The following is an 11,668-nucleotide window of genomic DNA, read 5'->3' on the forward strand; positions in this document are numbered from 1 at the left end:
TTCGTGTCATCCCTGCCGCAGCGTTCACAACCTCCCCGGGAAGTACAACTAGGGCCGCCGACCCGTCCTACCCCGCGAGGAACGGGATCGGACCGACGAGGATGCCGACGGCCAGCATCACCACGGAGACCACGGCGGCGCGCCACAGCACCTTCTTGTGGTGGTCGCCCAGGTTCACGTTCGCCAGCGAGACCAGCAGAAGGATCGCCGGCACCAGGGGGGACTGCATGTGCACCGGCTGGCCGGTGATCGACGCTTGCGCCATCTGCAACGGCTCGATACCGAAGTGGGACGCACTCTCGGACAGCACGGGCAGGACGCCGAAGTAGAAGGCGTCATTCGACATGAAGAAGGTCATCGGCATCGAGAGCAGGCCCGTGATCGGGGCGAGGTACCCGCCGAGGGAATCCGGGATGGCCGTGGTGATCCACTCCGCCATGGCGTCCACCATGCCCGTGCCGTTCAGCACACCGACCAGTGTCGCCGCAGCGAAGACCATGCCCGAGACGGCGACGATGGAGCTGGAATGCGAGGCCATCTCGTGGGCCTGGTCCTTGACCTTCGGGAAGTTCACGACCAGGGCGATCGATGCGCCGATCATGAACACGTAGGCCAGGGGGAAGATGTCGATGACCAGCAGGACCATGACCACGACCGTCAGTGCGAGGTTGAACCACACCAGTTTCGGACGCAGTGTGGTGCGCGTGGGGTCCAGCATCGTGTCGGCCATCGAGGTGGTGTCCGACGGGGCGTCCGACGCGCCGATGCGTGAGGTGTCGATCGTCCCGAGACGCTTGCGCTCCGCGACGCCGAGGAACCAGGCGAAGGCGATGCACACGATGACACCGCAGATCATCGACGGGATCATGGGGACGAAGACCTCGGAGGGGTCCACGCCGAGGGCCGCGGCCGCGCGGACGGTGGGCCCTCCCCAGGGAACGATGTTCATCGTTCCGTTGATCAGACCGGCCACACAGGTCAGCACCACCGGACTCATGCCCAGCCTCAGGTAGAGCGGGAGCATCGCCGAGGTGGTGATGATGTAGGTCGTCGACCCGTCCCCGTCGAGGGAGACGACGCCGGCCAGGATGGCGGTACCCAGCACGATCTTCGCCGGGTCGTTGCCCAGCAGGGTCGTGATCCACCTGACCAGGGGATCGAAGAGGCCGACGTCGATCATGATGCCGAAGAACATGATCGCGAACATCAGCAGCGCCGCTGTCGGTGCCATGTCCTTGACCGCGTCGATGACCATGTCGCCGAGGCCGAGCCCGGCGCCGCCGATCAGCCCGAAGATCGTGGGGACCAGGATCAGGGCGATCATCGGGGTCATCCGGCTGGTCATGATCAGGACCATGAAAGTCAGGATCATAAGGAAGCCGAGTGCGACCAGGATGCCGTCCGAGGGGGTATGGCTCAGGTCGTAGTCGGCGGCGAGAACGAGGGTGTCTGACGACAGCATCGCGACTCCTTTACTGTGGTGTGTCCTGTGGAACGGGACTCACCATAAAGTGATGGCGGACACAATCACCGCGTTGTGCGCATTGGATCATGTTTTGTGCGCTTAAAGATTTCTGTGCATTGTGCTCATGGGAGTAGGGTGACGCCCGTGCGCTATTCAACGAGGGTCCTGCTGCTGCAGCTGCTGACGGTCATCACCGTGGTCGCACTGTGTGCGGGGATCTTCGCCTGGCAGGCCCGCGAGCAGCTCAAGGAGGAGGCGATGACCTCCGCGGTCTCCATCGCACGGGCCTTCGCGGAGGATCCGGACGTCCGGGCCGCGGTCGCCGGGGTGGGCACCGGCGACAGCGGCGGCAGTGACCTGCAGCAGAACGCGGCATCCACCGGCGAGCGCACGGGCGCTCTCTTCGTGGTGGTCACCGACGCCGACGGCATCCGACTGGCGCACCCCGATCCGTCCCGTATCGGGGAGCGCGTCAGCACCGACCATCGGCCGGCCCTGCGGGGCGAGGAGACCACCGCCTGGGAGACGGGGACGCTGGGGCCGTCGGCCCGGGCGAAGGTGCCCGTCCACGCGCCGGACTCCGAGACCCCGGTGGGCGAGGTCAGCGTGGGCTTCCAGCGGTCGACGGTCTTCGACGACCTGCCCCGTATCCTCGTCGCGATCGGTGTGGCCGCAGCTGCGGCCCTGGTCGTCGGGGTGGTGGCCTCGGTGGTCATGCGACGCCGGCTCGAGAGGTCCACCCTCGGGCTGCAGCCCGAGGAGCTCGTTGAACTCGTCCAGGGCCAGTCCGCGGTCCTCGAGGGGATCGAGGAGGGCGTCCTGACCGTGGACGACGCCGGCGACACCAGTTTCAGTAACGCCACCGCCCAGCAGTTGCTGGAACCCGGGTTGCCGGAGGGAATCATGGACCGTCTGCTCGTCGGGGAGAGCTGCGATGATGTCGTGGTCGGTGACCGCGTCCTGTACCTCGACGCCCACCCCGTGCAGCGCCGTGGCCGTGACCTGGGCACCGTGGTGGTCGTCCGTGACCGGACGGACATCGCCACGCTCAGCGAGCGGTTGGGGACGGTGCAGGCGATGGGGTCGGCGTTGCGTGTGCAGCGCCACGAGTTCGCCAACCGGGTCCACGTCGCCGCAGGGCTGCTGGATGCCGGACGCCCCGACGATGCCCGGGCCTTCCTCGAGGAGATGGCGGACCGCGGTCCGGTGGACTACCCGCTGGAGGCGGCGGAGCTGCTCACCGAACCATTCCTGCAGTCCTTCCTCGGGGCGAAGTCCACAACGGCCGCCGAACGCGGGGTGGCTCTACGGGTCGGCGGGGAGACCCTGGTGCTCGGCACCATCGGCCCCGTCGCCGCGGTGGAGGACGTTGCGACGGTCCTGGGGAACCTGGTGGACAACGCCGTCGAAGCGGCGGTGCAGGGTGACGACGAGCGCCCCTGGGTCGAGGTCGCCGCCTACCAGGATGGGGAGGACCTGACCCTGGTCGTCGCGGATTCCGGCCCCGGGCTGGGAGGGGTCGCGGGTGGGGACGATGGTCCCGACCGGGTCCACGGCCACGGCATCGGACTCGCACTGTCCCGTGACCTGGTCGCGCGGCGCGGCGGGGACCTGTGGGTCATCGACGACGGCGGGACCGGGCAGCACGGAGCGGTGTTCGGCGTCCGGATCCCGGGGTCCGTCAGTACCGGTGGCAGTCAAGGCAACGAGGAGACGACGTAGACGATGGACACGAGAGACTTGAAGGTGCTGGTCGTCGACGATGATTTCCGGGTGGCGTCGATCCACGCGGACATCGTCGCCGCGGCGCCGGGGTTCGCGGTCCAGGGGTCGGTGCGGACCCTCGCCGAAGCGCGGGGTGCCATCACGACGCGGGCTCCGGACCTGTTGCTGGCTGATGTGTACCTGCCGGACGGTAACGGCATCGACCTGGTGCAGTCCAGCGGGCTGGACGCCTTCGTCCTGTCCGCCGCGGCGGAGCCGTCCAGCGTCCGGCGGGCGTTGGCGGTGGGGGTGCACGCCTACCTGGTGAAACCGTTCACCCGCCATGCGCTGACGGAGCGGCTGGAGAGGTTCGCGCGGTTCCGGGGGATCATGGACACGCCGCACCAGCTCACCCAGCGGGACATCGACAAGGCACTGTCCCAGCTGCACGGCAGTTCGCAGCCGGTGAGCGCGGCCGGTTCGGCGACCGAGCAGCTGGTGCTGGAGTCGCTGGACGACCAGGAACGGTCCGCGGCGGAGGTCGCGGAACTGACCGGGGTGTCCCGGGCGACCGCACAGCGCCGCCTGGCGGCGATGGCCGGACGCGGTGTGGTGAACGTGCGGCTGCGCTACGGCAGTTCGGGACGCCCCGAGCACCTCTACGCGCGGTCGGCCGGGAGCGGGTGGTGAGTGCCCCCCGCATCGCCCACGTCCCTTGTGCTGCCGCGGTCGAACGGTGAGAATTGACCCATGGACCACACCGTGCGCAGTGCCATGTCCGCCGTCCCGCGGGAGCACTTCCTGCCGGGGCCGCAGAAGGGCAACGCCGGATTCGACGGCGCACTGCCGATCGGTGGGGGTTCCACCTGCTCCCAGCCCAGCACCGTGCGGGACATGCTGGAGCTCCTCGGTGCGGGCCCCGGCGACCGCGTCCTGGACGTCGGTTCCGGATCCGGCTGGACCACCGCCATCCTGTCCCGGCTCGTGGGGGCGGACGGGGAGGTCACGGGCACGGAGATCCTGCCCGAGATGGTGGAGCGGTCCCGCACCGCGCTCGCGGAGGTGGGTGTGGAGAACTGCGGGATCCTGCAGGCGGACGGTTCCGTCCTGGGGAATCCGTCCGGTGCCCCCTACGACCGGATCCTGTTCTCCGCGGACGCGGGACGCGGCGTCCCGCAGGTACTTGTCGGTCAGCTCGCCGACGGGGGAGTGATGGTCGGCCCCGTCGGCGGCGTCATGACCAGGGTGGTGAAGGAGGGTGACGCAGTCCGCACCACCGAGCACGGGCTGTACCGCTTCGTGCCGCTCATTGAGGGGTAGTCGGTGTGCCCGTTCCCCGGCCCTTCGGCAACGTCCACGCCGCGATGAGCAGAAGCACCGCCGCGACAACCACGCCGCAGAACACCCCGGTGGTGGCGTCCACGATGGTGGACGGGTCGTTCTCGCCGCCGCCGTCGGTGATGATCGCGTTGGACAGCGTTCCGTAGACGGCGACGGCCACCGCACTGCCCACCGACCGCGCGAACATTGTCAGCCCGGTGACCGCCGCGCGTTCCGACCAGCCGACCGACGCCTGGGCGGCGACCGTGTTCGGTGCGGCGGTGAGACCCAGACCAGCACCGATGACCAGGGCGACCACCGTGATCAGCCACGGGTTCGGGTTCCCGACGACCACCAGCAGAAGCAGCGTCCCGACGAAGGCGATCGACGAGCCCAGGGTGATCGACGCCCGGAATCCACGGGGGACGTAGATGCGACCGGCGTTGGCGCTGGCGATCGGCCACGCCACGGTCAGTGCCGCGACCGCGATGCCCGCCACGACCGGGGTGGCTCCGGCGGCGCGTTCCAGGTAGGTCGGCACGAAACTGGTGAGGCCCAGGACGATGCCGCCGATCGCGGTGGAGATGCACACCGCGTTGATGATCAGCCGCCGGGACAGCAGGTGCATGCTGATCACCGGCTCGGCCGCGTGACGTTCCACCAGGACGAACAACACCAGCGCGAGCACGCCGCCGCCGAAGCACACCAGGGACGGAACGGACGCCCAGTCCCACGCGGTGCCGCCCTCCAGCAGGCCGAGCAGCAGCAGGGTCAGGCCGACGGTGAGCACCAGCGCGCCCTCGACGTCGATCCGGTGCCTCGTGCGCTCGACCTTCTCGGAGAAGTTCCGCCACACCATGACCGCGGCCAGCAGGCCCAGCGGAATGTTGACCGCGAAGATCCACCGCCAGGACACGTACTGGGCGAACAGGCCGCCGATCAACGGCCCCATCACCGAGGAGAACCCCCACACGCTGGCGAGGTAGCCCTGCACCTTCGCCCGTTCGCGCACCGTGTAGATGTCCCCGGCGATGGTCTGCCCCATGGGCTGGACGGCGCCCGCCCCGATGCCCTGGATGACCCGGCACACGATCAGCATGGTCATCGTCGGGGCAACCACGGCCACCGCGGAGCCGACGACGAAGACGCTGATGCCGCAGAGGATCACGGGTTTACGCCCGTAGGTGTCGGCGAGTTTCGAGAACACCGGGACGGTGACCGCCTGGGCCAGGAGGTAGCCGGAGAACAGCCACGGGTACCGGGAGAAATCGCCCAGGTCACCGACGATGCTGGGGACGGCGGTGGCCAGGATGGCGGCGTCCACGGCCATCAGCGCCGAGGACAGCATGAGGGCGATGAGTACGGGGCCGCGACGGTCCCGGAACACTGATCCTTCTCTTGCTGCCATTTCCACCAGTGTAGTAATTCGGCGGAGAAAGCCAATTGATTGATTCACCCCTGCCACTTTCATTAACTCCCGTAACGTGGCACGGTGGATGAAACTGTTCCGGTCAATGAAAGAGGTCCCGTCGTGCGTCGCACCCGCCGCGCCAACGCCACCCTGTCCGTCTCCGCCGCCGCTGTCGCAGTCGCACTCGGCGTGACACTGACCGGCTGTGGTGCGGGGTCGGACGACTCCGGCACGGTCGAGGACGACCACGTCAACGCCGCGCAGTCCGGGTCGTTCACCGAGACGCCGACGGAGGAGGACGCGCCGGACCCGACGGTCGGTGACGCGCCCGCCGAGGGGTCACTCCCGGAGCCGTCCGCCCCGGCCCCCGGGGGTTCGGCGCCGGCGCCCGGGCCCGCACCCGCGCCGGCACCCGCCCCGGAGGAGCAGCAGCTCCCGCTGGGCGACTACACCGTCAACCTCTCGCCGGACAAGCAGATGGTCTGCGGGTTCCGCGAGGACCAGGAGGCCGACGGCTACGACTGGGGCTGCCAGGCCAACTTCCATACCGTGTGGCCCGCAACCGAGGGCGGGGACGCCAACGGGGTCGCCTACCGCCAGGGCGGCGACCCGGAGCTCTACGCGCTGCTCGGCAACATCGCCGGCCTCGACATCGCCGGTGACCTGCAGCCCGGCTCCGTCACACAGATCGGTGGACGGTTCACCGTCGACCTCTCAGAACCGGACGCGGCGCTGATCACCGCGGACGGCACGACCACGCGCGTCACCCAGGAGTCCTACGAGCTGGTCTGAACGTCCGGTTAACAGCGGGGGAACTCTGGGGCGAACGCCCGGTGGGCCGGGCCTGCGGCGACTATGCTCCCCGTAGGAGAGGGCACGGCTGACAACCTGTGCCCGCGGACGGTCGATGGTTGAGGAGAGACCCAGGGTGCCAGACAAGCCTGCCGGCAAGAAGACGATCAAGCGACGGCGGTTCCTCGCCGGGGCCGCGGTGACCGGTGCCGGCGTGGCTGTCGGCGTCGGCGCGGCCCACGCCGGTGTGGCGCAGGGGGAGCCCGCGGAGCAGCAGGACGTGTTCGCCCATGCCGTCGCCTCGGGCGATCCCTGGCCGGACAGTGTGGTCCTCTGGACGCGCGTCACACCCACGCCGGACGCGACACCCGGCTCGGGGAAAGGTGGTGCGACCCGGATCCGCTGGGAGGTGTCCGAGTCTCCGGAGTTCACCGGTGTGGCTGCGTCCGGCGAGGTCACCACGGACGCCGACCGCGACCACACGGTGAAGGTCAACGCCACCGGGCTGCGGCCCGCGACCACCTACCACTACCGGTTCACCGTGCTGGACGGGCCGGCGGCCGGGGCGTCCTCACGCACGGGACGCACCCGCACCGCCCCCGCGGACGGGGTCGACCCGGGCCGTGTACGGTTCGGCGTGGCGTCCTGCGCGAACTACGAGGCGGGCTACTTCCGCGCCTACCGGGCGCTCGCCGACCGCGACGACATTGAGTTCGTCCTGCACCTCGGCGACTACACCTACGAGTACGAGACCGGGTACTACGGGGCGGCCTACGACAGGATCGTCCGGACAACCGCGCCGGCGAACCGGACCACCACGCTCACCGACTACCGGGTGCGGCAGGGGCACTACCACCGGGACCGCGACCTGGCCGACCTGCACTCCAGCAAGCCGATGATCTGTGTCTGGGACGACCACGAGTTCTACGACAATGCCTGGCGGGACGGTGCGACCGGCGACTCGGACTACCCCGACTACGGCGCGGTGAAGCAGGCCGCCACCCAGGCCTACTACGAGTGGATGCCGGTGCGCGCCGGGGAGGGTTTCGGAACCGCCGACGAGCGGCACCTCTACCGCCACCTGCGCTACGGCACCCTCTTCGAGCTGATCATCCCGGACCTGCGCACCTACCGCGACTACCAGGTGCTGATGTCGGAGTCCGAGTCCGGCATCCCGGCGGATCCGGACTACCTGCGCTCGGTGGGCAGGGACGAACGGACCATGATGGGACGCACCCAGTTCGACTGGTTCGCCGACGTGCTGGACACCTCGCCGACAACGTGGCAGATGATCGGGAACTCGGTGATGTTCGCACCGATGACCCTGCCGAACACACTGGACCCGCGGGTGCACGACTGGCTGGTCACGCAGGTGGGCCTGCCGAACGACGGCATTGCGCTGAACTCCGACCAGTGGGACGGCTACATGGCCGAGCGCCAGCGCATCGTGGACCTTATCGCCGCGCGGAACCAGCGGGGCGAAGGCAATGTGGTGTTCCTGACCGGGGACATCCACACGTCCTGGGCGGCGGATATTCCGGCGAACGCGGGAGCCTACCGGCACGGACGGGACGGGACGGTCGCTGCCGCGGAGTTCGTCACGCCGTCGGTGACCGCGGCGAGCGCCTACGACTCGATCGCACCGGCGCCGGAACTGGAGCCGGTGATCTCCGAGGTGCTGACCCTGGGGGAGAACATCCTGAAGGACGTGGACTCCTGGTACAAGTACATTGACCTGACCCGTCACGGACACATGGTGGTGGACGTCGACCACCAGCGCACCCAGGTGGACTGGTTGTACGGGGACGTCCTGTCGCCGGACGCGGGGCTGTCCTACGGGACGAGTTTCCGGACGGTTGCCGGTGACCCGGGGGTGCGCCGTGCCGGTGGCGAGCTCGACCGGTCGGCGACGGTGTACTGAGGGTTCAGTGCAGCGTGGCCGGGATGATCGAGGGGGAGGGCTCGCGCGCGGTGGTGGGGTAATCGAAGCCACCGGGACGCAGCGGCGAGGTGCCGTTCACCGCCAGGTCGGCGGCGATGCGGCCGTAGACCGGGGCGAACTTCATGCCGTTGCCGCTCATGCCGGTGGCGATGGTGACCGCGCCGCCGCTGCCCGGGACCGTGCCGAGGACCGGGGCGTGGTCGGCGGTGAATCCGTCGTGGTGCAGGGTCAGGCGCACCGGATCGTCCAGCATGCCGTCGAAGAACGCCGAGGAGCGCTCGGAGAACACCCGGGTGACCTCCTCCGGGAGCTCGCCGGTGCGCAGTGACTCCAGGCCGTCCGGGGTGTCCGCGTCGCCGGAGAAGTCACCGTGGGAGATCTTCACGCTGTAGCCGTCCAGGCTCGGCGCACCGTAGCAGTGCCAGACGTCGCCGGAGTCCGTGATGATGTCGCGCATGAAGATCGGCAGGTTCTCCGGGAGGAAACCGGTGATGTCCAACGGCAGGTACCAGGTCAACGGGATGGTCTGCACACTGATGTGTCCGGCGAGATCCGGGTACAGGTCGGCGGCCCAGGAGCCGTTGGCGACGATGACCTTCGAGGCGGTCACGGCACCGTTCTCGGTGGTGACCTGTGTGGAACCGTCCGGACCCGCCCCCGGGTCAATGGCCAGCACGCGGGTGTTGTCACGCAGCTCCGCCCCGGCCTCCAGCGCGAACTGCTGGGCGTGGGCCACGGCCAGCTCGGGGCGGATGCCGCCGCCGGCCGGATCGAGGATCGCCGCGTCCGGCGTGGTGCCGGGCCGGGCCGCCGCGAAGACCGGGTAGCGGTCATGCAGCCGGGTGCTGTCGAGGACCTCGTGCTCGAGGCCGAACCCGCGGATGACGTCCATGGTCTGTGCCATGGCGGGGAAGTCGGCCGGGCCCACGCTGAGCGCGCCGACGGGGAGGAAGATGTCGCGTCCGGACCGCTCATTCATCTCCAGCCACATCCGCCGGGCCTCCTGGACCAGGGGAATGTAGATACCGCCCTCCTTGAGGGCGACACGGAACAGGCGCGACTCACCGGAGTAGGAGCCTCTGGTGTGGATGCGTCCGAAGCGTTCGATGCCGAGGATCCTCGCGTCCGGCGCGAGATCGGAGAGCTGCCACAGGGCCATCGAGCCGATGGTGCCGCAGCCGATGACGACGTAGTCGTAGTGGGGGACGGGTTTGCTCATGGTCCACCATCCAACCCCACCGATGTTTCGGGTCAGTAAATCTCCCAGTCCGGGTTCGGACGCACGGCCCCGCCGTCCTGGTCGTACTCGTAGAATCCGGTGCCGTCCCCGAGGCCGGTCCTGCCCTGCCTGATGCCGCGTTCCTCCAGGAGGTCGGCGAACGCGAGGTTCGCCTCGCTGGCCTCCGGGTTGCTCCGGGTGATGTTCACCGCCACGTTGAAGCCGACCACGTCGTAGATCTCGAACGGGCCCTTCGGGGCGCCGGTGGAGATCCTCCAGTCGCGGTCGACGTCCGCCGGGTTGGCCGCCCCGGCGACGTAGAGACCGGCCGCGGCGTCCAACCACGGGATGAGCAGGCTGTTCAGCAGGTAGCCGGGGATCTCCTTGCGGACCGGAATGGCCTGCAGGTTGATCTCCCCGGCGAACTCCACGGTGCTCTCGAAGACGGCCGGGTCGGTCGTCGGCGTGGCCATGACTTCGCCGGTGTTCTGCTTCCACACCATGTTCGCGAAGTGCAGGGCCAGGAAACGGTCCGGGTGGCCGGTGGACCCGGCGAAGTCCGAGGGACGCAGCGATGACGAGTTCGTCAGCAGGATGGTGTGGGCGGGGACAGCTGCGCCGACCTCGGCCCACACGGACTTCTTCAGCTCCAGGTTCTCCGGGATTGCCTCGATGACCACGTCCGCGTTGCCCACGGCCTCGGCAAGGTCAACGCTGGTGGTGATGCGTCCGATGGCGGCGTCGAAGGCTGCGGCGTCGTAGTCGGGGAGGTCCTTCGCGTAGTAGCCGCGCATCCACTCCCAACGTTCCGGGAGCTTGTCGAGCAGTTCCTGTTTCACGTCGTAGGCGACGACGTTCTTGCCGGCGTAGGCGGCCTGCATCACGATCTGCGAGCCGAGGACGCCTGTTCCCAATACGGTGACATTCCTTTTAGATGACATGTCACCTAGTCTACGCCTCCTACTCGGCGGGTGGCGGCGGGGGCACGGGAGCGCCCTTCGGAGGGGCGATCCTCGGGTGGGACGTCCCGCCCGCCTCACCCGACGGCGCAGCAGCGGTGTCGGACGCGGTCTCCGTGCTTCCGCCGGAACGGCCCGGGGCAGCATCCCAGTTGCCGTCCACCAGCTTCTTCTGCACCGCGACAGCCGCGGCGAAGACCACCGCGGCAACGGCCACGATGACCACGATGCCCCACACGCCGGCGGGCGCATTGCCGATCAACAGGCCGAACCAGCCGAAGTCGGCGTCGCCGAAGGTCGTGTTCTCCCCTGACAGGTCACCGAGGGCGTTGATCAGGAACGCCGGCAGCAGGGTGATGATCACACCGTTGACGAAGGCGCCCAGCACCGCACCGCGGCGTCCGCCGGTGGCGTTGCCGAACACGCCCGCGGCGCCGCCGGTGAAGAAGTGGGGCACCAGGCCGGGGAGGATCAGCGCGGCACCGAACGCCGGGTTCAGCCAGGACGACAGCACCACAAGGCCGACCAGGCCGCCGACGAAGCTGGAGATGAAGCCGACCAGCACGGCGTTCTGCGCGTAGGGGAACACGATCGGTGCGTCCAACGCGGGAATGGCGCCGGGGACGACCTTCGCCGCGATGCCCTGGAACGCCGGGACGAGCTCACCGAGGATGGTGCGCACACCGAAGAGGATCACGGCGACGGCGACACCGAACTGCAGGCCCTGGGTGACCGCCTGCATCAGGTAGTTGCCCACATCCGTGGCGCCGTCGTCGAAGGCGGTGAACGCCTCGTTCTGCCCGGCCCGTACCAGGAACAGCACCGCCAGGACCAGGTACATCAGCACCATCGACAG

The 11,668-nt window shown here is 68.9% G+C and carries 10 protein-coding genes; 5 read left to right on the top strand and 5 right to left on the bottom strand.

Annotated elements, in window-relative coordinates:
• Window positions 1-67: 67 nt before the first annotated feature.
• Complete coding sequence (locus ACTIL2_RS14185) at window positions 68-1,462, bottom strand: CitMHS family transporter (RefSeq protein WP_442338122.1); 1,395 nt, start codon at window positions 1,460-1,462, stop codon at window positions 68-70.
• Window positions 1,463-1,609: 147 nt separating this feature from the next.
• Here ACTIL2_RS14185 and ACTIL2_RS14190 point away from each other — a divergent pair, with 147 nt between their 5' ends.
• The 3 genes from ACTIL2_RS14190 to ACTIL2_RS14200 are packed head-to-tail and all read left to right on the top strand — an operon-like array spanning window position 1,610 to window position 4,489.
• A complete protein-coding gene (locus tag ACTIL2_RS14190; RefSeq protein WP_442338123.1) occupies window positions 1,610-3,187 on the top strand; it encodes an ATP-binding protein in 1,578 nt (525 codons plus the stop codon).
• A gap of 3 nt (window positions 3,188-3,190) precedes the next feature.
• Window positions 3,191-3,859, top strand: a complete 669-nt coding sequence (locus tag ACTIL2_RS14195) for a response regulator (RefSeq protein ID WP_442338124.1) — start codon at window positions 3,191-3,193, stop codon at window positions 3,857-3,859.
• Between the two features lie 60 nt (window positions 3,860-3,919).
• Complete coding sequence (locus ACTIL2_RS14200) at window positions 3,920-4,489, top strand: protein-L-isoaspartate O-methyltransferase family protein (RefSeq protein WP_442338125.1); 570 nt, start codon at window positions 3,920-3,922, stop codon at window positions 4,487-4,489.
• On the opposite strand, the gene ACTIL2_RS14205 is transcribed toward ACTIL2_RS14200, so the two are convergent.
• Window positions 4,476-5,897: an MFS transporter gene (locus tag ACTIL2_RS14205; protein ID WP_442338126.1), complete on the bottom strand. Its 1,422-nt coding sequence runs from the start codon at window positions 5,895-5,897 to the stop codon at window positions 4,476-4,478. The genes ACTIL2_RS14200 and ACTIL2_RS14205 overlap by 14 nt on opposite strands.
• Before the next feature lie 123 nt (window positions 5,898-6,020).
• Between ACTIL2_RS14205 and ACTIL2_RS14210 the strand changes: the two genes are divergently transcribed.
• Window positions 6,021-6,692: a hypothetical protein gene (locus tag ACTIL2_RS14210; RefSeq protein ID WP_442338127.1), complete on the top strand. Its 672-nt coding sequence runs from the start codon at window positions 6,021-6,023 to the stop codon at window positions 6,690-6,692.
• A 136-nt stretch (window positions 6,693-6,828) separates the two neighbouring features.
• Window positions 6,829-8,613: an alkaline phosphatase D family protein gene (locus ACTIL2_RS14215; RefSeq protein ID WP_442338128.1), complete on the top strand. Its 1,785-nt coding sequence runs from the start codon at window positions 6,829-6,831 to the stop codon at window positions 8,611-8,613.
• 4 nt (window positions 8,614-8,617) lie between these two features.
• Here ACTIL2_RS14215 and ACTIL2_RS14220 read toward each other — a convergent pair whose 3' ends face one another.
• From ACTIL2_RS14220 to ACTIL2_RS14230, 3 genes are all read right to left on the bottom strand, one after another.
• Window positions 8,618-9,853 carry an FAD-dependent oxidoreductase gene (locus ACTIL2_RS14220; protein ID WP_442338129.1) on the bottom strand — a complete coding sequence of 412 codons (1,236 nt, stop codon included), beginning with the start codon at window positions 9,851-9,853 and terminating at the stop codon, window positions 8,618-8,620.
• Between the two features lie 32 nt (window positions 9,854-9,885).
• Window positions 9,886-10,794 carry a 3-hydroxyacyl-CoA dehydrogenase gene (locus tag ACTIL2_RS14225; RefSeq protein ID WP_442338130.1) on the bottom strand — a complete coding sequence of 303 codons (909 nt, stop codon included), beginning with the start codon at window positions 10,792-10,794 and terminating at the stop codon, window positions 9,886-9,888.
• A 19-nt stretch (window positions 10,795-10,813) separates the two neighbouring features.
• On the bottom strand, window positions 10,814-11,668 hold an 855-nt coding region (locus ACTIL2_RS14230), incomplete at its 5' end, for a PTS transporter subunit IIC (protein WP_442338131.1).

The organism is Corynebacterium sp. (assembly GCF_052107835.1).
Lineage (GTDB): Bacteria > Actinomycetota > Actinomycetes > Mycobacteriales > Mycobacteriaceae > Corynebacterium.